The sequence below is a fragment of the Altericroceibacterium endophyticum genome, from assembly GCF_009827595.1.
Lineage (GTDB): Bacteria > Pseudomonadota > Alphaproteobacteria > Sphingomonadales > Sphingomonadaceae > Altericroceibacterium > Altericroceibacterium endophyticum.
Genome location: NZ_WTYT01000001.1, coordinates 742,193 through 765,806 on the forward strand (window position 1 = coordinate 742,193; position 23,614 = coordinate 765,806).

A 23,614-nucleotide genomic window follows, 5' to 3' on the forward strand; every position below is an offset into this window, starting at 1 on the left:
TGAAAATGGGCCGGTTGCTGACTGACTGCTTGTGATCAATTCAAACGCGAAAGCGGCCAATCTATCGCGTGCTGATCGACCGAATGATGGAGCACCAAAAAGTCAGGCTGCGTTAGGACCGCCGGTAGCGCCTAGCCAGCCGACGGCGCCGCAGCGTTTCCGCCGGCTCCCTCCGCCAACCCGACATGGTCCGCGGCGGCTGCCTGCAAAGGCTGTCCCTCACCGGGAATGGGCACTGCCTCCTCGATCGGGATGAAGTCGTCGAGTGCGGCGCTGGCCTCCGCCTTAGTCGGGTCGAGTGGACGACTGAGCAACAAAGGCCGCTCGCTCAGCACGCCCTTGCCGAAGGCGAGGAAGTTAAGAAAGCGCAGGTTGGGAATGCTACGAACATAGGCGCTGTCATAGATATTGAGGAGGAATTGCAGGCTGGTCTGGTCGACCAGAGCATGGGTCAGGAAGGTATTGCACTGGGACAGGATGGTCTTGCTCACCAAAGCGGTGCGCTGCGAAACGATGAAAAGCCCGACCCCGTATTTGCGGCCCTGCAGCGCGATCTGGCCGATTTTGTTGACGACGTGCTGGGTGTCATAGTCGAAGCCAGCGCCTGCCGTTTCTGGGATGATCGTATGGGCCTCCTCCAACACGATCAGTATGCGGCGGCTTTTGCGGTTCGCGCGGGCCCAGACCATGATCTCCGAGAGGAAGAGCTCGGTGGCCAGCAAGGTTGCCCGGGTATTCGTGACCTCGGCGACTTCAAACAATCCGATCGCCGAACCGGCTTCGCGTAGGAAATTGTCGACCTGCTTGCGGGCATCTTCCCGGATGGACTCCATGAAGTTGCGCAGCAGCTTTTTTTCGTCGCCCGCCTTGAACGCTCCCGTTTCCACCGCAAACAGTTTCTCCTCGAGCTCGTCGGCCTTGTTCTTGCGCAGCCCGATCGCTGCAGGTGCGAGATCTGCAAGACGCTTGCGATACTCGCCTGTCAGGTCGACGCAGAATATTTTGGCGCCTTGAACGTAGGCTTCGCGGATCAAGTCGAGGACAAGTTCGGTCTTACCCGTGCCGGTCACGCCGAGAATGGCCGTATGATAAGCAATCATCTCCGGCAGCGATGCTTTGACTTGCATCGCAGTACCGGGGATTTCGCCAATGATGAACTCGCCGGGACTCACCTCGACCGCGTGCTGCGCCCCGTCCGCGAGCTTAAACACAGGCAGGTTCATCCTCGGCAGCCAGGCGAACTTCTGGAAACCCTTGTCGGGTGCCCATGTGCCGAGCTGCGCTGCGTTAACGATGTGGGTGCCGCGTGGGTTCTGCTGGAAGCTTTCTTCGGTCGTGTTGGCGTTGATCACTTGGTAGAATACGCAATTGCCGTCGATCGAGCAGAACACGACCGAACCTTCCTGAATTCCGGTACGCTTGGACACTTCAAAGTGGATACTGGCGATATCCGAGCCTTCGACGACAAACCCGACAAGATCGGCATCTTCGCCCTGACCGCACAGATCGCCGATCAGCCTTTTACGCGTCGTCACATCGTCGACAGTGAAGACAACACCGGTAAGATGCGGGAGGCGGCCTGTCGGAGTCTCGCCGACGATTAGGCCGGTGCCGATGATCAGCTCGTCCTGGATGTGTGAGAAAAGCGGGATAACATAGCGGTGTATGCCGCCGGCCAGAGCAGCTACATGCAGACCCGCTTCCCAAACCTCGGCGCTATTGACTTGAACACGAACGATATCGGGGTCGTCGACACGGACAATACGCCCAGCACTGTTGAGATTGCCAATTGCCCGTTCGGCGCGCCATTCATTCCACAATATCAATAGGAACTCGATCGGCCGGATAAGCGCGAACAGCAACCACAAGGTGGTGAGGACCAGCAGATGACGCGGTTCGGTATAAAAGCCAAAGATGCTGATCAGCGCGGCGGTGCCGAAAATGAACGGCCCGCTCGAAAGGCGTTCGGCGAGCAGATAGCTGAACCGGCGCAGCGGCGATTGCTGGTTCTGCTCGACAAGCGCGGCCACCAGAGCCGCGGCTCCGACCAATCCTGCATAGCCAATAGACGCGCCGCGGGCGAGTTCGAGCTCGAAGCTCGCCCCGGGCGCAGTGCTCAGGTCGAGCGTGAACAAGGCGGCGAGCGCGGCAACCGCTGCGCCCAGTGCATCGCGCGGCGGGCGGTACCAAGGTGCTGAAAGCAGTCCGAGCGTCCACCAGGCGACCGCCGAAGCAAGCCAGAGCGTTTCGCCATTGCCGGTGACATGCCAGTGGCCGGTCGCCCAAATATAGGCGAAATAAAAAATGGCGGTGTTGAGCACGAACGCGACGAAGCGTTGCGGCTGGGTGAGCGCGTCTCGCTTCATCGAAAGGATCGGCCAAGTCGCGCCATGCCGCCACACTATAGTCTGGCGGACGGATTGTCACGCCGATGGCTTGGCGGACAAATCATCGCTGGAATTCCAATTCCATCGGATCGCCCCCGATACACGCCTGCAGCCATTTCCGGTCTGGTGGACTTCGGGCCTGTGCTGGGGTTGCAGCCGATGCCGGCGAGCGGTTCCTCGAGCGATTTCAGCTGGGCGTGGACGCCGTTCAACAGGTGCGGCCAAATGTTACGGCAGCTTTCGGGAAGCTAGAGATATCAGCCCAATGACCGATATTGGGGCGCAAAGCCGCCGTCCCGCTCCCCTCACCCCGAGGAAATCACCAACTCCCCCACCCGCTTCGCCTTCGTGCCAATCGTGTAGGTCGTCCCCACCTCCTCCATCGCGAACCCTGCAAAGATCTGCCTCACCTGGGGCTGGTCGTTGATACTCAGCACAAACCGCCCCTTCAATTGCGCAAGGCAATCGGCCATCGCCTCGAACTGGCTGCGATCGAACAGGTCAGCGCCATAGTCCGCCTCATTTCCAAAGTAAGGCGGGTCCAGGTAGAACAGCGTGCGCGGCCTGTCCCAACGTTTCAGGAAGGCCTGCCAATCTAACCGCTCGATCACGACGCCGGAGAGGCGCTCGGCCATATCCTCCAGCATCGGCACTAGCTTGGTCACGTCGAACCGCGCTCCCAGCCCCGGTGCGACGCCAAAGCTACGCGATCCGGCCACCTTCCCGCCAAAGGCCAGGCGCTGCAGATACAGGAACCGTGCCGCGCGCTGCAGGTCGGTCAGCGTGGTCGGATCCTGCCGGCACAGCTTCTCGAAATTTGCGCGGCTGCTGATCTGGAACCGGATCATTTCGATGAAGGCGACATAGTGATGCTGCAGCACGCGGAAGAGCGTGGCGACATCTTCATTCGCATCATTGATCACTTCGCATTTCGGCCGGCGATCACGGCGGAAGAATACGCCGCCCATGCCGATGAAGGCCTCGGCATAGGTTTCATGCGGGATCGCGTTGATTTTGGCGACCAGGCGCTTTGCCAGATTGCGCTTGCCGCCAAGCCAGGGCGCGACCGGCCGGCACGGCGCAACGGGATCCAGAGCGATTTCAGGATTCGACTTCGTCATTTTTGTTCCATATATGTTCCGCCGTCGAGTCGACAGGCGGGATGGCCCCATGAAGGGCCCGATTGGGATCATGACGAGTGCATGTCGTCGGACTTGGGGCGTTTCCCCGCCCCGGTCCCCCGCCTCTCTCGGCGAGCGTTGGTCAGGCGCCGCCGACAGGCATCATCGGCGCATAGTCGCGGTAATTGACCACCGGCAGGCCGGTAATATCGTTGATGCGCCGCATGGTCTCCATCAGCGGGCCAATCTCATTTATGAAGAACACATCCATCGCGCTTCGCACATCGCCAAAGCCGCCATTGTTGGTCGGCACGATGCCCAGCAGCTGGGGCGGCATACGGTGCGCGCTCAGCAAATCGTCGCGGCTCACATTCTTGATGCCCAGGAATTCATCCCGCGCCGCCACTTCGGCGATCGGGATGATCTGCACGCCATCCTTGTTGCCCCTCGGTGCATGGATGAACAGGTTCTTGAAATTACCGACACCCTTGGCCTGTGTCAGTTGATCACGGATCGCATCGGCATCCTGATTGCTCACCGTCTCTTCGCTGAGGTAAAAGACGAACCCCGCATGCGCACCATTCTTGTAGTAGCGCCGGCGGAACAAAGTCGCCGCCTCGTTGAGCAGGCCCGACTGCAGGGCGGATAGCCATTCGGGCAGGCCATAGACTTCCTGCTCCACATCGGGCTCGGCCAGATGCACGATGGATCCGGCGCGGAACTCATGATCGCCCGACAGACTGCCGAGGCCAAAGGGGGACGGCTTCACCCAGAAATACCGCCCCTCCTCCACGCCCACCCTCGTATGCAGCGCGGGCGAGACGCGATAGCGCAGCGGCCGCTTGGCCATATTGCGCACTTCCTCCAGGAACAGATTGCCCATCTGCAGATAATCGAGCGCCGCGCGCTCATGTGTGGCAGCATCCATCCAGCGCGACGGCACGAAATGCCGCTTCAGCAGATTGACCTTGAACTTGATCGCGCTCTGGTGATGCGGCGCCATGCGATAGGATTTGGCAAGGCCGATAAAGGGCACCGGCGGTTCATACCAATCGCCATTGCGCCACATGCCATCGAAATAGCTCCACAGATTCTGCCCGTCGACGACGCTGGCATCATCGCCAAAGCTGAAGGCCTCGATCGTGATCGGCTCAGCCGCCTGTTCTGCGCCTTCGCGCTCCGCAATATCGCTCATCGGGAAAAACTCACTCTGGCTTGTGTCTGGGTGGTGTCGCCCGCATCAAGCGGTTCATTGATCAGGGCATGCATCACCGCCCAGGCCATATCGGCATGGCCATGTGCGGCATTGCGGCCGGAAACATAGGTGACGTGTTTCTGCCCCTTGGTCAGCGCGGGGCGGATCGCCATGAAGGCGCTGGATATATCGTGCCAGCCCGCATCATATTCGAAACGGCCATTGCGGATAACATTCTGCGCTTTCATCACCAGCGCCGCCTTGCTGGAAACAGTGTAATCGATCCGCCGCGCGGTCGGGTGCCACTTCACGACCAGCTCCCACACCGCCTGCCCTGCTCCGCTCGTATCGATGCCGATATCCTCGACATTATACTGGCTGGCGATCCGCCGGATCTGCTTCGCCTGGGCTTCAAAATCCATACCCCGCAGCGGCACTTTCTGCAGCAGGCGGAATGTCCCGCCGGGCGTGTCCGGCGGCGCAATAACCACCAGCGCTGCCCCGTCGCGCCCGCCCTTGTCCGGGTCGTACCCCAGCCAAACCCGCTTGCTACCAAACGGCCGTGCCTCGGCCGGCTTGTAATCCTTCCAGGCATAGAAACTGTCGACGCGGCAGGGATTGAGGATCGAGAAGGGAAAGCTGCTTTCGGTATCGTCGATGAATTCGCAGCCGTAGAGGTTGCGAAATTCCTCCTCGCTGCATTCCTGCCGCAACTCGTCCTCATCAAACAACCCGCCCATGCCGCCGGCGATCGCCTGCTGCAGGGTCAGCACCTGGCACCAGCTGCCGTCTGGCATATGCGCGCCGGTCGCCAGCGCCTTGGCGGAAGTGTCGAATTCACGCCGGTCCTCGCGCCGCCTTCCCCGGTTCCATTCATCGCCCGACCAGAAGGGATAGGCTTCATGCGTCACCGTGCTGGGTGTGGAGAAATAGGTCCGCTTGTAGATCTTGTGCGTCGCCATGGCGCTGGCAACACGCTTCAACTCGCTGAAGGCCGGCACCCAGAAGAATTCATCGAAATAGAAATCGCCATGCTCGCCCTGCGCAGTGGCCTTGCTGGTGGAAAGGAAATGCAGCTCGATCGGCTCATACCCTTCCCCCATATCGATGATCATCGGCGCATCCTGCAACCCGCCCTTCAGCTCCACCCCCGTCACCTTGCGCACCCAGGCGACGATATAGCGGCGGAAAATCAGCGCCTGCCGCTTCGATGCCGAGAGGAAAATCTGGTTGCGCGCTTCGCCGGCAAGGCTGCTCTCGCGCGCTTTCATGAAAGCTTCGCGGGCGAAGTACCAGGTCGCGCCCGTCTGCCGGCTTTTCAGCACCTTGCGCGTGCGCTCGCCCCGCACTTCCCACCAGCCATGCTGATGCGCGAAATTCTTCGCGTGGAAATCATCCTCCAGCGCGGCCCACTGCTCTTCAGTCAGGCAGTTCTTGCGCTTGGCATCGCGCGTCGCCGCGGCCTTGGCTTTGGCCTCGGGTGAATGGCGCGCCTTCACTTTGGGGTTGAGATCGGCCTCCTTGCCCGTGGCCTGATATTTCTCGATCCGGGCCAGACGCTCGGCCTCGCGCATCAGCAGGTCGATTTCCTTGAAATCGCGCCCGCTCTTTTCCTCCTTGGCGATCAGCGTGGAAAGCCGCGCTTCCAGACTGTCGGCGATCTTCTCATGCGCCGGCGCCTCGTCCCATTTGTCGCGCGTCTTCCAGCTGGCGATGGTCGAATATTTGCAGCCCAGCTCTTCGGCGATCTGCGTGATCGCCCAGCCCCGCCAGTACAGCGACCGGGCCGCGCGCTTTGCCTCCACCGGGCTTGGCGGAGTGGTGGCAGCAGGATCGATGGCGGGCGGCTCGCTCATGGCCCCCGAATGTCACGTCATTGGTTCTCACGCGCCGCCGGCATCTCGTTGGTGCGGCGGGAACGAGGGGGAATGGTTGTCTTCCCCTCCCCTTATCGGGCCTGACAGGTCTGCAATTTCAGAATTTTTCCGCGCCGCGCGATCCAGGAGCCCCCGATGAAAACCAAGAAGTTCCTTCTCTGCACCTCCGGCACCACTGTCGATGGGCGAGAGATCAATGCCGAATGGCTGCGCCAGATGGCAGAGGATTACAATCCCAAAACCTATGGCGCGCGCCTCAATATCGAACATGTCCGCGGCGTCACCGGGCAACAGCCCTTCCGTGCCTTTGGCGATGTGCTGGAACTCTCGGTGGAGGACAATTACGAAATCACCGTGGGCGGCGAGACGGAAAAGCGCACCGCGCTCTTTGGCGTCTTCGACGTGACCGAAGAGGCCAAATCGCTCAATGAACAGGGGCAAAAGGTTTACCCCTCGGTGGAGATCGATCCCGACTTCGCGGGTAAAGGCCGCGCCTATATGATGGGCTGCGCGCTGACCGACAGCCCCGCCGCCATCGGCACGCAGCGCCTGTCCTTCAACCGCGTCGCGCCGGGCCATGATCAGCTGAAGCAGCAAGAGCTCGGCGGCCTGCTTGAATTCGCCGAGGAAGAACCGCAGGGCGATGTCGCCGGCGCGATCGAAAGCGGCTTTGCCAGGCTCTTCAAGAAAATTGGCCTGATCGGCGGCGAGCCGGAAAAGCCCAAGCCAGAACCCAAACCCGCAGAAGGTCAGCAGGTCGATCTCTCCGCCCTGATGGAGGGTGTCGGCGGGGTCGTGGCACAGGCCCTGGCAACCCAGCAGCAGAAGACGGACGCGGATATCGCCGCGCTTTCCGCGCAGATGGAACAGCTCTCCAGCACGATCGAAAATACCGAAGAACCCGGCCACCGCCCTCGCCCGGCTGCCGCCGGCACCAGCGACGGCATGGATTATTCCAAGGCCTTTTAAGCCGCGCCCACTCACCCCTGACAGACCCTAATCCAAGGACGCAAACACTATGGGCTATCACCTCTCCGATCGCGGCCGCACCGCCCTGGGGAATCTCTATCGCCATATCGGCCAGCTCAACGGCACCGGCAATGTGCACAAGCTGTTCTCGGTCGACCCCACGGCCGAACAGCGGCTTGAGGATATGCAGCGCGAACAGGTCGGCTTTCTCGACCGGATCAATGTGGAATCGGTCCGTGATCTGATCGGTGAGGTTATCGGCCTCTATACCGAAGATTTCATCGCCCGCCGCACCAGCAGCGCCCAACTGCCGCGCCGCCCGCGTTATGTCGGCGGCATGCAGGATCGTAAATACCAGCTCTACGAAACCGAATTCGACACCAATCTGCCCTGGGCGAAGATCGATGCGTGGTCGAAGTTCAAGGATTTCCCGGCGCGCTATGCCGCCCATGTCGCGATCTCAATCGCGCTCAGCCGCATTTCCATCGGGTGGCACGGAACCCACGCCGCCGCGCACAGCAATCCGGAAACCAGCCCCAATGGGGAGGATATGAATATCGGTTGGCTGCAGAAGCTGCGGATCGAAAAGCCTTCCCACGTGATGGGCCGCGCTCTGGTGAATGATCAAGCCGTGGGCGATGATCAGCCCATCCACATCCACGCCAACGCCGATTACAAGAATGTCGATGCGCTGGCGTATGATCTGATTGCCGGCATGCCCAGCTGGGCGCGCAATTCCACCGAACATGTCGTGGTGGTCAGTCAGGATCTCGTCGACGAGAAATACTTCCCCATGATCAACCGGCCACTGTCGGGCACGATCGATGGCGGCAAGGCGACCAGTGACGAAGTCACTTATGACGTGATCATGTCACGCAAACAGATCGGCGGCCGGCCCGCGGCGATCGTACCCAAATTCCCCGATGGCACGATGTTCATCACCCCGCTGAAGAACCTCTCCATCTATTGGCAGGAGGGCTCGCGTCGCCGCTTCATTCGCGATGAGCCGGAAAACAAGGTCGCTCTGGCCGACTATAACAGCATCAATGAAGGCTATGTGATCGAAGACACGGATTTTGCCGTACTTGCCGAAAACATCACCTTCACCGATCCAAACGCACCCGCCGAATGATCCGGTGGAGGGGCTTCTCGGCCCCTCCGCCCGTCTTCCTGCGCTCCGGAGCCTGCCCCAATGATCAGCCCCTTCCGCCGCCACCAGCAAAAGACGCTCGCCCGGCTGTCCGCCTATCATGACGGGCAGGTCGCATCCGAAGGCATGGCCCTCCCCATGCCGGAGGATAGCCCCGGCGCGAATGAATATCGCAATCTGCTGGCGCAGCAGCATGAGGATCTGCGCCGCCTCAGCGAGATTGAATCGATCGAGAACAAGATCGCCGCCAAGGCGGAAATGCTGCCCAAATATACCGATTGGTGTGAAGGCGCCCTGGCGATTGCCGAAGGGGACAGCGCACCGCAGGACGATATCGTCGTCACTGCCATGATCTGGGCGCTCGACGTCCGGCAATGGACCCTCGCGCTCGATCTCGCGCAGCATGTCATCACCCACAGCCTGCAGATGCCCGAACGCTATCACCGGGGCTCCGCCGGGCTGGTGGTCAGCGAAGTGGCCGATGCCGCGATCGCCGATCCGGAAGCCGTACCGCATGACGTTTTGCTGCGCGCCAAGCTCTATCTCAATGCGCGCTATGACATGAAGGACAGCTACCGCGCCCGCCTCCACCGCGCATTGGGTGAAAGCTGGGCGCGCAAGGCGGATGATTTCGATCCCGATGCGGAGGACGCGATCGCCGGCGGCAAACCGGCGCTGGTTGACACCGCGCTCACCGAACTGCGGCGTGCGAAGGATCTGGATGGCAAGGTCGGCGTCGTCAAACAGATCGAAGCGCTCGAACGCGAAGCCAAACGCCTCGCCAAAGGGGCTGAGGACGCTGCCGACAAATCACAGGAATAAACCAGCTCGCGCCCCGGCGCCACGGGGGCGGTGACGCGCAGGATCATCGGGCCAGCCCGATTGTCTCTTCGCCGATCCCCACCCCCGTTTAGCCGGGGCGCGTCACGCGGAAGATAGCCATGAACGACATCGTCTCCACCCCGCCGGCACCGGCATCGCCAGAAGGCAGCATGGTCACCACCGGCGCCTGGTGGCCCGATGTCGACGTCAACGATATCCGCCAGCGCGTGAACCTGCGCGGTGAATTGCCCCATGCACGCCTGGTCGATGCCATCGAATGGGGCGTGATCCATGTCACCACCGAGCTTACCCGCTGGGCCAGCGCCGCGATTGTGGCCGGCGCGAACAGTCTCACCGATGTCGATCCCCTGAACCGCGTCAACGGTGCCCCATTGCTCGAACGGCTCTTTATCGGCGCTGTCGCTTCCACGGCCGCCGCGCGGCTGATCGAGCGCCATCCCGATATCACCGCCACGCGTGAGGGCAGCGACCGGGCGGAGCAACGCTACGAACTCGCCGCCGCCTTCCGCCGCGATGCCACCCACGCCATCCGCACCATGATGGGGCGCAGCGGCACCACGGTCGAGCTGATCTGATGCCGGGCGACACCGTCATCAGCCATCAGGGCGAAACGCTGGATCTCATTCTCTGGCGCCATCGCGGGCGCACGGCCGGCCTCGTCGAACGCACCATCGCGCTCAATCCCGGCCTGGCCGATCATGGCCCCGTGCTGCCCGCCGGCGCCGCGATCACCCTGCCCGAAATTGCTCCTTTCCTACCCAGACGCGAGACCGTGAAATTATGGGGATGATGCATGAGATCGTCGACGGAATCGCGCCCTGGGCTGCCTTTGGCGGCGGTGCCGGCGCGGGCTTCGTCTTCCTGAAATGGTTCCTCGAATGGGTCGCTGGCCGGATGGATCGCCGCGCCGATGCGATCGATGCCGGCACGCAGCGCCTGATCATGGGGCTGGAAAGCCGCGTGGTCGCGCTGACCGAGCGGCTCGACCATGTCGAGAGCGAGCTCACCAAATGCCACAAGCGCCACGCCGAAAGCGAAGCCGAAGTCATGCAGCTGAAAGCCATGCTGCAGGGCGCAGGCGCCGCCCGCAATCACGCGCAGACCATCATCGCCGCCGAACGAACCGCCAGCAGAAAGGCAGGCTGACCATGCAGCTTTCCCGCAGTTTCACCCTCTCCGAATTCACCACCAGCCAGACCGCCACACGGCAGAGCCTGGACAACACGCCGCCCGATTGGGTGATCCGCAATCTGCGCGCCCTGTGTGAGAATGTGCTTCAGCCCCTGCGCGACTATTACGCCCGGCCCGTCGTCATCAGCTCGGGCTATCGCAGCCCTGCCGTCAACCGCGCGGTCGGTGGATCTTCCAGCAGCCAGCACACCAAGGGGCAGGCAGCGGATTTCGAGATCCCCGGCATTTCCAATGTCGAGGTTGCTCGCTGGATGCAGAAACGCCTCAATTATGATCAGCTTATCCTCGAATTCCACACGCCGGGCGAACCAAACAGCGGGTGGATCCATGTCAGCTGGCGGCCAGATTACCGCAATCAGGAACTGACCGCGCAGCGGGTCCGCAAATGGGGCCGCTGGAGCACGCAATATGTCCGGGGGCTGGTCGCGTGAAGCGCCTCGAAACCTTCCGCGCATGGGTGCGCCCCGCCAGCGTCACCGCCAGCTTCGCCTTCGTACTGCTGGGCGGCTATCTCGCCTTTGTGCTGGAGGCGCTGGCGCCCGGCCTCGGCTGTACGCTTATCCGCATTCAGGGCGCATGGCTTTCCGCCATTCCCGATCCTGCCTGGCAGGTGATCGGCGGCACGGTGCTGGCCTATTTCGGGGCGCGTGAAGTCGGGAAATGGGCCGACCGCAAATATAGCGGGCCCGGTAAGACGGAGGGCCAACGCGATGGCCCTCGTTAAAACCATCGCCCGCTTTGTCGGCCTGCGCCCATGGGTGGTGATCACCGCCGGTCTCGTCGTGCTGCTTGCCGCCGGAACGATCGGCAAATGCACCTATGACCGGCAAGTCATCGCCGATCATGTCTCGCAGGCGAACAATCAGACGCTCTCCCGCACGATCGAGACCAACGACGAAGCCGCAAGCGAGCAGCTCGCCGACCATGACCGCCTTTCCATCCTGCAAAGGAATTATGACGATGCGCTTCACGATCCGCCCGCTGGCTCTTCTCTCGATCCTCGCATTCGCATCGATTGCCAGCGGCTGCGCCACGCCGGCTATGGAGAAACCGATCTTCCCGCGCCGTGCCGATATGGCGGAGGCCGTGGCACAGGGACCGGTGCCGACCGCTGAAATCGTCACCGATCCAGAAGTCCATGCCGCCTATGACGCCGCCGTCGATGGCTGGGCGCTCAGCATTTCGCTCGCCGCCGGCCGGATCTGCCGCTGGTCGGTGCGGATGGGCGCGGAGTGGGATTTCTGCCCGCCCCCGCCTGCCGGGCCGCAGCCATGAATAAGCCCGACAGTCTCCGCGCGGCCTTCACCGCCGTCTTCGGCGATCTTGCGGATAATCCCGACCGCTTCCGCCTCTGGATAGAGGAAGGCCATGTCCGCTGCCATGCGGCTGATCCGACACAGGGCGAGAATTTAAGCTACACGCTCGAATACAGGCTAGTCGTCGTCTTCGAAGCCTGGCGCCGTTCGCATCTGCTGATCTGGATCGTGCTGCTCGACTGGCTGCGGATCCACCAGCCTGATCTGCTCACCCCCAAACAATCGCCCGAAGCCATTCCCTTCGAAGCCGATCTCATCTCGAATGAGGAAGCCGATATCAGCTTCGAACTCATGCTTTCCGAACCCATCCGCGCGAAACGGCGCGCAGATGGCGGCTTCGACATGAGCGTGATCGGGGAGAATAATCCGCTTTTCCCTGACAGCGTGCCGCTGATCGACCAGGGCAAGCCTCTCGCTTCAGTGTGGCTGGATGGCGATCAGTTGCTCTGATGGAAAAGGGCGACAGCCTCGAACAGATCGAACCGTTTCTGGATACGCTGTTTGACGCGGTCGAGCTGCGCTCCCGGCGCAAGCTGCAGGATAAGCTGATGCGCTTCGCCCGCCGCGCCAACGCCCAGCGCATCCGGCAGAATGTGGAACCGGATCGCAGCCGCATGGCCCCGCGCAAGAAACACCGGAAACGCCGCGGCAAGATGTTCCGCAATATCGGCAAGGCCAGCAATCTGCGCATCCGCACCGCGCCCGATAAGGGCGAGCTCTATTTCAGCTCTGGCACCGCCCACACTGCGGCGGTGCATCACTTTGGACAGGTCGGCTATGTCGGCAAGGCGGGCGATGGCTCGATCATCCGCACCAAATATGAAGCACGGCGGCTGCTTGGCTTCGGCAAGGAGCAGGATGAATTGCTCGATGAAGTGCTGCGGCATTTGAGTGGCGATTAAATTCGGTTCTAAATGGCCGCTCTCGGTGGGGTCATGATCGTGTGGGGACGCCGGAAAAGTCGTGGAATGCGGACGACTAGAATAGCCAGTTCATCAGGTTGGCTACCAACAAGAACACGCCAATCACGGCGACCATAGCAATGCAGTCAGCATAGCCTCCCTTGATCCAAGTTTCCAGAAGGTTGCCTCCTTGTTGCCTGCTCTTGACTTGCGCATTTCCCGAGACGCCAAGAGCGGCGACGAAGGCGAGAATTAGCGCAACCCACAATCTCTAGCCGGTCATTTGCGAGGCTTAGCAGCCGCAAGCGAGCAACTGCAATTTTGTCGTATCCGGAATAGCAAATTTTGATCAGAAAGTCAGCGAAGCTTCAGGCAGCCACACGAAAGAGCCTCAGAAGACAATAGGCCCAAATTAACGCTTAATCCAATTTTTCCTGGAATATTTGCGCAAATCTGCAAAAAGGGCCATCAAAATTTAAGGAAGATCAAATGTTGATCGAGTTTTCGGTTCAAAATCACAGGGCGTTTCGCGAGAGGCAAACTTTCACGATGGCAGCAAGCTCAACCACCGAGAGAGCCGGTCATGGCCATGTGCTAAAGACAGAGATTGCAGCTGTTCCGTACGTTCTCAGTGAAGCTTGCCTATTTGGGGCAAACGGATCTGGCAAGTCGTCTTTGATAGACGCAATGAGCACAATGCAAGATTTTGTGAAAAGAAGTGGCAAAAATTCTCCTAGCGATAAGCTCAAAGTGAAGCCATTTAGGTTTCACAGCGACTGGCGTGCACTTCCATCTGAATTTGAAATAGTTTTCTTGCATGAAGAAACTATCTACCAGTACGGTTTTTCATTGAATTCCGAAAGAATAATTGAAGAATGGTTGCTCACTAGACCAAAGTCAACTGGGCGAGAGCGCAGCATATTTTCCAGAATCTTTAACGAAAAAAATAGAGAGTATGATTGGCAGCTTAACGCAGCTCATTTGAAGGGAGAGCGAGATAGCTGGAGATCTCAAACACTACACAATGCTCTCTTCATCAGTACCGCCGTACGACTTAACGCAAAAAGCCTTATGCCTCCGTTTGAATGGATTACCAAAAGTCTTGAACTATTAAACACTATTGATAACGAATTTCGTATGTCACCCACATTTAAGTGGCTAAAAGATGAAGAAAAAAAGAAGAGGATCATTGATTTTCTTAGAGAAATTGACGTCGATCTGTCCGACTTGCATTTGGAGGAAAAGGACATACCACCGAATGTATTGAGCATGCTTAAGGCATTATATGAAAATGAAGAATCTGGTGACACCCCAGATTTCCAGGACCTCAAACTGCCAGACCTTTCAGTTTCCAGAACGGATAACAATGGAGAGTTAGTGCCTTTGGCTTTAGATGAAGAATCAACCGGAACTAAAGCACTGGTTGATTTATCTGGTTCAATCCTTGATGTATTAGATCATGGAAGAACTTTGATAGTAGATGAACTTAATACAGGTTTACACCCTTTGGCTTTCCAACACCTTATCAGTCTATTCGCGTCTCCGCGGACCAATCCGAAGGGAGCTCAACTGATTTTTACTTCACACGATACGTCTGTTGCAGATCAAGAATGTCTCGGTCGCGATCAAATCTGGCTGGTTGAGAAGGGCAAAGATCTTGCTGCTCGTTTGATACCATTGTCAGATTTCAAAGGACGCGATGCAAAAGCTTTTCAGAAAAAGTACCTAGACGGTCGATTTGGCGGAATCCCAAGGCTTTCGGTTTAGGTGAAAGTCGATGAGCAGACGGCGGGCCAAGGGCTTTAAAGACTTCAAGCGGCGAAAGGCACATCGTCGAGAGCGAGACAGAGTGCTCATTGTCACAGAAGGCAAAAAAACAGAACCTTCCTACTTTAATCATCTTATTAGAGAACTTGGCCTGACCACAGCGAAAGTTAGAATTGCTGGAGATGGTGGGTCTGCTCCGGTCAGTGTTTTAGATACTGCCAAAGAATATCTTGATGAAGACGATGACTATGAGCAAATTTATCTAGTGTTTGATCGCGATAATCACGCGAGTTATGATGAAGCCCTGACGAGAGTTCAAGGTCTCTCTGAACGACGAAGCTTCGGATCAAAGACAATTCTGGCTGCACCCTCGGTTCCATGCTTTGAGGTATGGTATGCTTTGCATATCGCAGATAGCTGTCGCCCATATCAGGGCACTCAGCGTGCATCTCCCGCTAAAGAACTAATTACAGCTTTAGAAAAACAACAAATAAATGGGAGGGCAATTTTTCAAAATTACGACAAATCCGACTGTAGCGCTTTTTTTCAAGAAATTTCTCAATATCGGGATGACGCTAAAAGGAGATCTGCTCGGATTTTACGCGAAGCAGAAAACAGGGGAGATCAAACTTATCATGAGAATCCCTCCACCCGTGTGCATCTAATCGTAGAAGCGTTGGAACGATTAGCTCAAGCAGATGAGCCTTCATAGGTCCGGCCCGACCTCGTTGACCTAATCCCAACGAGGCCCGACACTGGCACCTGCCCCGCCGCTTTTCCATGCGAGAGGCATGGCATCCGGCAGTACCTCCACCCTCGATCTCTCGCGCCTTGCCGCGCCGCGCGTGGTGGAGGAACTCGACTTCGAGACCATCCTTGCCGCCAGCATCGCGGATCTCAGCGAGCGCTGGCCCGATTTCAACGCCGCGCTCGAATCCGATCCCACGCTGAAACTGCTGCAGGTCGCCAGCTGGCGCGAATTGCTGCTGCGGGCGCGGATCAACGATGCCGCGCGATCAGTGATGCTGGCCTATGCCGGGGGCAGTGATCTAGATCATCTGGGCGCGCTGCTCGGCGTCACCCGCCGTCAAATCCAACCCGCCAGTGATGATACGCTCGCCCTCCTCGAAAGCGACGCGGAGCTGCGCGCCCGCATTCAGATCGCCCCTGAAACCCTCCCCTATGCCGGCATCACCGCCGCCGGCTATCGCGCCCGATCGCTCGCGATCGACCCGGCAATCAAGGACGTCGCCGCCCTGAAACGCGGGCAAGGCCGCGTCGATATCATCCTGCTCGGCCGCGAGGGCGACGGTACGCTGGCGCCCAATATCGTCTCCAAAGTCGCCGCCAGCTTCCGCGAAGAGGATGCGGTGCAGTTGACCGATGTGGTCAGCGTCCGCGCGGCCAGCATCACGCGCTATGCCGTCGCCTTGCGGCTGCTGATCGGGCGCGGGCCGGATCCGGCGCTGGTAAAGGCCGAGGCCGAAGCCGCGATCCGCGCCTATGCCGCGCGCCGCCACGCGATCGGCCAGGTAGTCTATGCGCAGCAGCTGGGCGCTGCAGCCAGTGTCGGCGGTGTCGATCATGTCGAGGTTGCAGCGGACGATATCGACCCCGGCGCCTCCGGGGCCGCCTGGCTCGAAAGCTGCACTATCACGGTCGAGATTGCGGCGTGAGCGCTGCGGCGCCGCAGGGGCCGTTGTTGCCGCCCAATGCCAGCGCATTCGAGCACGCTGTGGAAGAGACCGGCGCGGCGCGGCTTCCCTTGCCGGTGGAACAGGTCAGCGCCGTGCTCGATCCCGATCGCTGCCCGGAGCATCTGCTTCCCTTCCTCGCCTGGCATTTGTCGCTCGATATTTGGGACGATCGCTGGCCGGTGGAGAAAAAGCGCCACGTCTGCCGTCATGCCTTTGCCCTCCTCCGGCTGAAGACGACGCCTGCCGGCATCCGCCAGCATGTCGCGCTGACCGGCGCGGAGGTGACGAAGATCACCCGCCCGCCGGCACGCGGCTTCCTGCGCGGGGCCATGTCGGAGGCGCAGCGGCTAAGCTGGCTCGAAAGCCTGCCACAGATCCGGATCTATCCCTTTCTCACTCGGGAGACGGCAAGGCCCGGTCAGATTTTCCTTTCCGGCGCCACCGGCACGCGCTTCTGGCGCGGTGCGCTGCGCGCGAGCCGCGGCGATCGCCTGCTGGGGCGCTACGCCACCTACTACGATCGCGGGAAGGAACAGCGCGTGACGCTCGCCAGCCAGACCGGCGACAGCGTACAGCGGATCAACATCGCGCGCAGTGGCGTCGCCCGCGCCTTCTGGTCGCATGGCTTCCATGGATCCTTCCACCTTTCCGTCAGCACGGCAGAGACGCATGTGCTCAGCGTGCGCCCGCAGACCGAAGGCACACAATTCGCAGTGCCTGCCGGCAGCCAGCCCACCGATGTCAGCCCGCGTCGTGTCGCACGCCGACGCACCGTGTTCACGCCGCGTGCCTTCTGGCGGCGCAGGACGCGCTTTCACGGGCGCGGCTATTTGCGCGAAAGCTTCGCCCCGCATTTGGTCTATGACGTTTACTACCTGATCGATCGCAACCGCACCGGCCCGCGTCAGCAGGCCGTCAGCTGGCATGGCCACGGCCAATACGGCATCGATCCCTTTACCGCCAAGCTGCGCATTTCCGTGGCCCTCCATCGCCCGCGCGCCCGCACCCATCGCTGGCATGGCAATGGCTATCTGCGCGCTGCGTCAATGGAGCGACTTGCCCAGGCGATCGCGGCGGTGCGCGTCTCCAAGGCGCTGCGCGACACGATCTTCATCGACACCACCACCCATCGCCGCGTGCAATTCGCCTCCGGGCTTCGCTTTGGCGATTTCACATTCGGCCAGATCAGAAAGGCACATTGATGGAAAGCAAGGTTATCTACCGGCAGGATATGGACGCCGATCCGGAGGATTTTAACAAGCAGCAGGAATTCGCGCGCCGCTCGATCGATCATATCGTGGCCGATGGCATTACCGATCAGCGCAAATATGCCGGCTTCGCCGTTGCCGCCACCAGCGTGACCGAAATCACCGTGCAGCCCGGCCGGCTCTATTCGGGCGGCAAGGTCTTCAACCGCGCCGATGAGTTCACGCGGGATTTCACCACCAGTCTGCCCGTGGTTGGCCGCAAGATCGTCAGCATGCTGGTCTCGGGTCAGGAGATCGAAACCGATATCCGCAGCCGCGAATTCCTGATCAATGAAGAAACCAACCAGGCAGAGCCGCAGCAGGTCGCGATGGAACAGCGCCGCGCCGCCAATCTGGACACCGTGGCGGGGGAGGAAAGCGCCGATCCGGTCGCCCCGCTTCCCGGCGCCGGCTATCTGGAAATCGCGCGGATCGAGCTGACCCCGGCGGGCATTGCCAGCGTCACCATGCTGACTGGCAACAGGGTGGTCGGCGCGCAGGATCTCGATACGCGGATGCTCTCGATGGAAGCCTTCAAGGCGCGCACCGGCCCGCAGGTGCAAAGCCTCTCTGCCGACATCGCCGCCCTCACTGCTGGACAAGCCAGCGTCGTCTCGCTCGATATGTATGGCCGCACGCTGGGCCGGCTTGCCGTTCTGGAAGCCAAAGCCGACGTGCCGCAGGAAGCCGTCGATTCCAGCGCCGATTTCCTGCTCGATGATGGGGGCAGCGATCTCACCTATGCCGGTTCCCATGTCCGGATAGAGGAAGGCATGCGCTTTCCGGTAACGGCCAGCACCACGGGCAGCCTGCAGATCTTCGACGCGCTCAATCCGCGCGCCAAGATGGTGAATGGCATGCTCTTTCCCGCCTACACTTTGGCGGAGCGGATGCGTGTTGGGCCGGTTACGGGCGAAGTGGCAGTTTCCAGCTATTCCTATGCCACCCACGAAATGGTGCAGAAGACGGTGTCACGCACCCGCATTCGCTATGGCCGGGCGCGCCGCGTGTCCTCCTCCATCGCCTGGCTGAAGAACGGGCTTTACGATGCCGCTGCGCTGGCCTTCCGCCGGCTCGATGAAGACTGGGCCATTCCGGTCGCGCTCTGGAACCGCGCGCAGCAGCTCCATTTCTTCCGCCGCTATCGCTATTGCTGGATCGACACCTATGAAGAACCCTATTGGGAGGAAGTCACCACCGATCATTCGGTAAACGGCACGCAGGTTGCCGAAACCTTCCTCAACGCCAATGATATGTGGCTGGGCGCAGTCGGCCTCAATTTTACCAGTCTGGCCGAAGAGGGTCCGCTGACCCTCGCCATTTGTGAAACCGATCGCGGCCTGCCCCAGCTCGACAAGGTCGTCGGCCGCACCACCATGGCCCGCGCCGATCTGACCGTCGGCGAAGTGCAGATACCCATCGGCCCGGTCTTCCTCACCGGCGGGCAGCGTTACGCCATCGTCATCATGACGGCGGCCGATCACCGCATCGGCACGGTGGCGGGCTCTGCCTTTCCGGAGGGCACATTCTTCTATGTGCTCGATGGCGCCTATCAGCAGGGCGATGCCACGCGCGATCTCGCTTTCTCGCTTCATTCCTGCCAATTCAGCGCCGCCCGGGCGGTGATCGATCTCGCGCCGCTGGAGCTTGCCGGTGGTATTGCCGATATCGACGTGCTCGCCCCGGCGGTGATCCCCGGATCGACCCAGCTTTCCTACGAAGTGCAGATCGCCGGCACTTGGTATCCGCTGGAAGGATCAGAAGATCTGCCGCTCGGCGCCGGGGGCAGCCTGCCCCCGCTCCTGCCTTTCCGCGCGGTCTTCACCGGCACGCCCGATGTGATGCCCGCCATGTCGTTAAATGGTTCGCAGATCATCCTCTCGCGCCTCGACAAGGATCTCACCCATATCTCAGACATCCGCACCCTGCCCGGTGCCGGCTCCGACCGGATCCAGGTGACGCTGCGGCTCGAGGATTTTGATGAGACGACGCAGGATTGCAGCTGCCAGCTTTTGACCGGCGCAGCCTTCGGCACCGTGGAAGAGCCCGTGAGCACATTGGACCGGACGGTCGATGGCGATGCGCTGGAACGTGTCTTCACTTTCGAACTGGATGCCCCCGTCACCGAATTCCGCATCAAGACCACCGGCCATATCGCCTCCGCTCTCGCCCCTTTCCACGTCGCCATGCGCAAGGATTGGGCGATCTGATGGCCGGGGATGGCAGCGTAACCACTCTCCCGCGCGAGATCGACTTCTCGGCCAATCGCGATGCCTCGCCCGAGCGGATGGACCGGGCGATGCTCTATTTGCTCGGGCAGATCCGCGTCGCCCAGGCGCAGGTCAAAAGCTACGAGACGGTGATCGATGAGCTGCGCGCGCTCGGCCTCAGCCGTGTGGCCGAAGCGCTGACGCCGGTTTTCATTCAGGCGCAGAGCGACGCGAAGGCGATCAACCGGATCTATCAGGATCTGCTCGGCAGCGACGCATTGGATGCCTATCTGCCGCGCGACGAGGCGGCGGCGGCACATGCTTTGCTGGCACCCCTCGCCAGCCCAGTGCTGACCGGCATGCCCACCGCCCCCACGCCTGCAGGCGGGAACAACAGCACGCGGATTGCAACCACGGCCTTCGTCCTGGGGGAGATTGCCAATATCGTTGGCGCGGCCCCTGACAGTCTCAACAGCTTTCAGGAATTTGCCGATGCGTTGGGCGAAGATCCAAACTTTGCCACCACCATCCTGGGCGCACTGGCGACCAAGGCCGAGAAAGACCGCGTCATCGCCGCTGCCGGCACCAGCGGCACTCAGGCCCCCGATGCTGACAGCACCGATATCTGGGCGCTGCTGGGCCTCACTGGCAATGTCACGATTGGCCCAGCAACCGGCAGCCCACGTGACGGGCAGACGCTGCTGATGCGTATCCGCGATGATGGCACGGCGCGCAGCCTTGCCTGGCACAGCTCCTACCGCGCCATCGGCTTTCCGCTGCCCGACGCGACCGAGCCGGGCAAGCTCCTCTATATTGGCGGCAAATGGAATGCAGGCGATGCAAAGTGGGACATGCTGCCCGCAGCATCGGAGGAATAGGCATGGCGCAATTCCTCCGCCCGATCGCCACCACGCTGTCCTCCCGCATTGCCACTGGCGATCACACATCGATCGACGAAGCCGTGCCCGATGATGGCGATTACATCCGCACCCAGAACATCTATCCCGGCGGCGCTGCGGCGGTGTTTGAGTGCCGCCTTTCGCCTGCCCTGCAGCCGCGATCCCCTAACGCTACGCTGCGCCTGCGCTCTTATGACCCGCAGCCTTATGGCAGCTATATGACCCTGTCGCTCAAACAGGGCGCGCAGCAGCTCTGGACCGCCGAATATGACCCGCCCGGCATCGGCATAAGAACGGCAGAAGTAAGCCCTGACATCTCCGGCGTGACGGACTGGAGCGATCTCAGCCTCCGCTGTGAGTTTTACCTGCCTGACTGGCAGACCCCGGGCGGCGCGCGAAACGTCTATCTCTACTGGCTGGAGCTCGAAATCCCCGACCGCGTTCCCGCCAGCCTGCTGATGCTGCTTTGAAGGAAACTCCATGCTCGATTATTCCCTCCACTCGCTCTGGCTTGACGGCGCCGGCAACGGCGCCCCGGCGCCCGCACTCCCCGCGATCGGCGGGCAGCAGTCTCTGCCCGCAAACACCGCCAGCGATGTGATCGCGTCCAAGGGCAATGCCGTGCTTTTTCTCTATCCCACCGAGAAGATGCGCGTTGATCTGCGCGCAGAGCGCAGCTTTGCCGATCCGGACAATCCCGTGGAGCTCGATCCGACCAGCGCCTTTCTGGTGCTCGAACCCTATCAGCCCCGTCCCTTCACCCTCGCCCCCGGCAGCTATCGCCTGAGCTGGGCTGCCTGGAGCGAATAATGGCCTATGGCTTCGGATCCTATGGCACCTGCTGGGGCTATCCCGCAGCCGCGCTGACAGTGCCCCTCGCCGGCGCGGATTTCGCCCTCGACTTCGCGCAGGGCTGGTATCGCTCTGGCAGCCATCTCACCCGCGACTTCGCCATCCCGCTTTCGGGCAATCTGATCGTCAATGGCGATTTCAGCGATGGCCTGAACGGGTGGGGCATCAATGACGAAGGCACGTCAGTCACTAGCGTGGTGGATGGGCGCGCACGTATGTACGCCCCTGACGGTGATTACGCTATTTTGGCTCAAGACCCTGCCGGCCTGCCTGTTGGCTCTCGGTTCGTGCTCTCCGTCGATGCCGAAACCCTGACTGGTGGCGCAGCCTACCTGCAATTCTCTGCCAGCAAATCAATCGTCAAAATACTCGATGGAGGGTTCGAGACGTATGACATTCGGACAGCCGGATCGCTGGGTTTCAAACGTATATCTGTCGGCAATCCGAATGATGTCTATCTCGACAACGTCGTCCTGAAACAAGTCAGCGCCACCAGCTATCGCGCTGGTGAATGCTGGGACATCGACGCTAACGGCGAGCTTCATCGTTTCCGGAGCCATGAGCCGATCATCCTGCCGGGCCGAGGCGCGCCGTTTTATGGGCCGATGACGAATGACATACCCACACGTTACTTCGCGTCATGGAACAAGACGAACTATTCTCAAGCCGGAACGGTAGAGGGCCTATTCGGCCCTGCCAGTGTGATAGCGCCCGATGCTGGCCCAGGTCCTAAGGCGTTCAGTCACAACACATGGCTCCACGCCAATTCGCTTTACACTGATAGCTACATCATTGAGACAGCAGGGCATCGCTTCCTGCAAATATCTCCGTCCGGGGGCTTCCTGCATAACGATTACTATTTCGTGGTGGACCTGGAGAACGGCGCTATCGCGTTTGATAACTTCCCAGATCGCAAGGGTGTGCAAAAACTCGGCGGCGGGGCTGTGCATGTCTGGGCCATGGGCCATACTATTGAGTCTGATGTTTCTGGGCGAATGATCCTGGGGTCTTACCCAAGCTTGGAGATCGCCAGCACAGCGCGAGCGCCTGACTATACGGCCGCAGGTGGCGAAGGTATTGTTTTGCACCATGCACAACGGGTCGAAGGACCTGTGCCCGGCCAATTCATAACGACAGAAGGCGTCGCCGCCAGCATCACGGCGCAAGAGCTGGTCTATGACAGCCCGATCAATGCGGATGAAGACTATGTTTTTTGGGTCGAGGCAAACCCCTTTTTGTTATCAGGTCAGTACCAGTTTCTCGCTCAGGTTGATGACGGGACGACAAACAATCGTTTAAGTCTCTATATTTCCGACAATGGCGTTTGCGCGGCCTATGCACGAAATGGTGATGGGAGCTATTATTTTGGGGCGACCGGAACTGCTACAGTGGGGGAAAAGTTCAGTCTGATCTTGGCAAGGCAGCACGGAGAGTTTCGAGCTGGGCGTTTGCAGGTTGGGACCTTTACCTGGGCGGATTCGTTGGCAAGACCGCATCCAGCCGGTCTGGACATGCTCCGCATTGGTTCAAACATCGACAATAATTATGCAGCGAAATCCGACATACTTCGACCATCTGTTCGGAAAGGCCGGTTTAGTCAGGCGGAGATAGAGGCGATGGTGGAAGGAAGCCTGTCATGAACCTCCCCGGCTACATGACCCGCATCACCATTGCGACCTACAGCGCCACCGAAACCGAGGAGAACGGCTTTCCGCGCGTCACCGGCAGCGAACCGGGCGTGCATATCAATGTGCCGCAGGACCGGATTTCGGAAGAGTTGCTCGCCGCGCTCGATGCAGCGGGCTATGTGATCCTGCCGGCGACGCCCGCCTGTGAAATTGCCGGCGGCTATCCCCAGCACTGCCTGCGCTTTCCGGATGAGGCGGCTGCGACCGAGGCGCTCGAAGAGCTGCTGACTTCCGAAACAGTTTAGAGCGCAAACACGGCATTGCCAGTCACCAGCGAAAGCAAGCTTTGACAGGCAAATTCAC

At 60.3% G+C, this 23,614-nt stretch carries 26 protein-coding genes; 22 read left to right on the top strand and 4 right to left on the bottom strand.

Annotated elements, in window-relative coordinates; genetic code table 11:
• Positions 1–131 precede the first annotated feature (131 nt).
• The 4 genes from GRI91_RS03585 to GRI91_RS03600 all read right to left on the bottom strand — a co-directional run bounded on the left by GRI91_RS03585 (position 132) and on the right by GRI91_RS03600 (position 6,559).
• Positions 132–2,366, bottom strand: coding sequence for an ATP-binding protein (locus tag GRI91_RS03585; protein ID WP_160735215.1), 2,235 nt, complete (start codon positions 2,364–2,366; stop codon positions 132–134).
• Between the two features lie 326 nt (positions 2,367–2,692).
• Complete coding sequence (locus tag GRI91_RS03590) at positions 2,693–3,508, bottom strand: DNA adenine methylase (protein ID WP_160735216.1); 816 nt, start codon at positions 3,506–3,508, stop codon at positions 2,693–2,695.
• A gap of 142 nt (positions 3,509–3,650) precedes the next feature.
• Positions 3,651–4,703, bottom strand: a complete 1,053-nt coding sequence (locus GRI91_RS03595; RefSeq protein ID WP_160735217.1) for a phage portal protein — start codon at positions 4,701–4,703, stop codon at positions 3,651–3,653.
• Positions 4,700–6,559 carry a terminase large subunit domain-containing protein gene (locus GRI91_RS03600; RefSeq protein WP_160735218.1) on the bottom strand — a complete coding sequence of 620 codons (1,860 nt, stop codon included), beginning with the start codon at positions 6,557–6,559 and terminating at the stop codon, positions 4,700–4,702. The genes GRI91_RS03595 and GRI91_RS03600 overlap by 4 nt, the downstream gene beginning before the upstream one ends.
• A 156-nt stretch (positions 6,560–6,715) precedes the next feature.
• Here GRI91_RS03600 and GRI91_RS03605 point away from each other — a divergent pair, with 156 nt between their 5' ends.
• The 22 genes from GRI91_RS03605 to GRI91_RS03710 all read left to right on the top strand — a co-directional run bounded on the left by GRI91_RS03605 (position 6,716) and on the right by GRI91_RS03710 (position 23,556).
• Positions 6,716–7,549: a GPO family capsid scaffolding protein gene (locus GRI91_RS03605; protein ID WP_160735219.1), complete on the top strand. Its 834-nt coding sequence runs from the start codon at positions 6,716–6,718 to the stop codon at positions 7,547–7,549.
• A gap of 49 nt (positions 7,550–7,598) precedes the next feature.
• The gene (locus GRI91_RS03610; protein ID WP_160735220.1) at positions 7,599–8,681 is read left to right on the top strand and encodes a phage major capsid protein, P2 family; all 1,083 of its coding nucleotides are present in this window, start codon (positions 7,599–7,601) and stop codon (positions 8,679–8,681) included.
• A gap of 60 nt (positions 8,682–8,741) precedes the next feature.
• Positions 8,742–9,521, top strand: coding sequence for a phage terminase small subunit (gene gpM / locus GRI91_RS03615; protein WP_160735221.1), 780 nt, complete (start codon positions 8,742–8,744; stop codon positions 9,519–9,521).
• A 119-nt stretch (positions 9,522–9,640) separates the two neighbouring features.
• Positions 9,641–10,117, top strand: a complete 477-nt coding sequence (locus tag GRI91_RS03620) for a head completion/stabilization protein (RefSeq protein ID WP_160735222.1) — start codon at positions 9,641–9,643, stop codon at positions 10,115–10,117.
• Positions 10,117–10,332 (top strand): tail protein X, encoded by a 216-nt coding sequence (locus GRI91_RS03625; RefSeq protein ID WP_160735223.1) that lies wholly within the window; start codon positions 10,117–10,119, stop codon positions 10,330–10,332. Before GRI91_RS03620 ends, GRI91_RS03625 begins: the two co-directional genes overlap by 1 nt.
• Complete coding sequence (locus GRI91_RS03630) at positions 10,323–10,688, top strand: hypothetical protein (protein WP_160735224.1); 366 nt, start codon at positions 10,323–10,325, stop codon at positions 10,686–10,688. The genes GRI91_RS03625 and GRI91_RS03630 overlap by 10 nt, the downstream gene beginning before the upstream one ends.
• Before the next feature lie 2 nt (positions 10,689–10,690).
• Positions 10,691–11,164: a D-Ala-D-Ala carboxypeptidase family metallohydrolase gene (locus tag GRI91_RS03635; RefSeq protein WP_160735225.1), complete on the top strand. Its 474-nt coding sequence runs from the start codon at positions 10,691–10,693 to the stop codon at positions 11,162–11,164.
• Positions 11,161–11,457, top strand: coding sequence for a hypothetical protein (locus tag GRI91_RS03640; RefSeq protein WP_160735226.1), 297 nt, complete (start codon positions 11,161–11,163; stop codon positions 11,455–11,457). Before GRI91_RS03635 ends, GRI91_RS03640 begins: the two co-directional genes overlap by 4 nt.
• Positions 11,444–11,848: a hypothetical protein gene (locus tag GRI91_RS03645; RefSeq protein ID WP_160735227.1), complete on the top strand. Its 405-nt coding sequence runs from the start codon at positions 11,444–11,446 to the stop codon at positions 11,846–11,848. Before GRI91_RS03640 ends, GRI91_RS03645 begins: the two co-directional genes overlap by 14 nt.
• Positions 11,820–12,008, top strand: a complete 189-nt coding sequence (locus tag GRI91_RS03650) for a hypothetical protein (RefSeq protein ID WP_160735228.1) — start codon at positions 11,820–11,822, stop codon at positions 12,006–12,008. The genes GRI91_RS03645 and GRI91_RS03650 overlap by 29 nt, the downstream gene beginning before the upstream one ends.
• The gene (locus tag GRI91_RS03655; RefSeq protein ID WP_160735229.1) at positions 12,005–12,499 is read left to right on the top strand and encodes a phage tail protein; all 495 of its coding nucleotides are present in this window, start codon (positions 12,005–12,007) and stop codon (positions 12,497–12,499) included. Before GRI91_RS03650 ends, GRI91_RS03655 begins: the two co-directional genes overlap by 4 nt.
• Positions 12,499–12,951 (top strand): phage virion morphogenesis protein, encoded by a 453-nt coding sequence (locus GRI91_RS03660; RefSeq protein ID WP_160735230.1) that lies wholly within the window; start codon positions 12,499–12,501, stop codon positions 12,949–12,951. Before GRI91_RS03655 ends, GRI91_RS03660 begins: the two co-directional genes overlap by 1 nt.
• A gap of 489 nt (positions 12,952–13,440) precedes the next feature.
• The gene (locus GRI91_RS03665) at positions 13,441–14,718 is read left to right on the top strand and encodes an AAA family ATPase (protein WP_160735231.1); all 1,278 of its coding nucleotides are present in this window, start codon (positions 13,441–13,443) and stop codon (positions 14,716–14,718) included.
• Between the two features lie 82 nt (positions 14,719–14,800).
• On the top strand, positions 14,801–15,430 hold the full coding sequence (locus tag GRI91_RS03670) for an RloB domain-containing protein (RefSeq protein ID WP_160735232.1): 630 nt from the start codon (positions 14,801–14,803) through the stop codon (positions 15,428–15,430).
• A 79-nt stretch (positions 15,431–15,509) separates the two neighbouring features.
• On the top strand, positions 15,510–16,394 hold the full coding sequence (locus GRI91_RS03675) for a baseplate assembly protein (protein WP_160735233.1): 885 nt from the start codon (positions 15,510–15,512) through the stop codon (positions 16,392–16,394).
• On the top strand, positions 16,391–17,617 hold the full coding sequence (locus GRI91_RS03680) for a phage tail protein I (protein WP_160735234.1): 1,227 nt from the start codon (positions 16,391–16,393) through the stop codon (positions 17,615–17,617). The genes GRI91_RS03675 and GRI91_RS03680 overlap by 4 nt, the downstream gene beginning before the upstream one ends.
• Complete coding sequence (locus GRI91_RS03685) at positions 17,617–19,872, top strand: hypothetical protein (RefSeq protein ID WP_160735235.1); 2,256 nt, start codon at positions 17,617–17,619, stop codon at positions 19,870–19,872. Before GRI91_RS03680 ends, GRI91_RS03685 begins: the two co-directional genes overlap by 1 nt.
• On the top strand, positions 19,872–20,750 hold the full coding sequence (locus GRI91_RS03690; protein ID WP_160735236.1) for a hypothetical protein: 879 nt from the start codon (positions 19,872–19,874) through the stop codon (positions 20,748–20,750). Before GRI91_RS03685 ends, GRI91_RS03690 begins: the two co-directional genes overlap by 1 nt.
• A 2-nt stretch (positions 20,751–20,752) precedes the next feature.
• Positions 20,753–21,241 carry a hypothetical protein gene (locus tag GRI91_RS03695; protein WP_160735237.1) on the top strand — a complete coding sequence of 163 codons (489 nt, stop codon included), beginning with the start codon at positions 20,753–20,755 and terminating at the stop codon, positions 21,239–21,241.
• Positions 21,242–21,251: 10 nt separating this feature from the next.
• On the top strand, positions 21,252–21,581 hold the full coding sequence (locus GRI91_RS03700; RefSeq protein ID WP_160735238.1) for a hypothetical protein: 330 nt from the start codon (positions 21,252–21,254) through the stop codon (positions 21,579–21,581).
• Positions 21,581–23,263, top strand: a complete 1,683-nt coding sequence (locus tag GRI91_RS03705) for a phage head spike fiber domain-containing protein (RefSeq protein WP_160735239.1) — start codon at positions 21,581–21,583, stop codon at positions 23,261–23,263. The genes GRI91_RS03700 and GRI91_RS03705 overlap by 1 nt, the downstream gene beginning before the upstream one ends.
• Positions 23,260–23,556 carry a hypothetical protein gene (locus GRI91_RS03710; RefSeq protein ID WP_160735240.1) on the top strand — a complete coding sequence of 99 codons (297 nt, stop codon included), beginning with the start codon at positions 23,260–23,262 and terminating at the stop codon, positions 23,554–23,556. Before GRI91_RS03705 ends, GRI91_RS03710 begins: the two co-directional genes overlap by 4 nt.
• Positions 23,557–23,614: the final 58 nt, after the last annotated feature.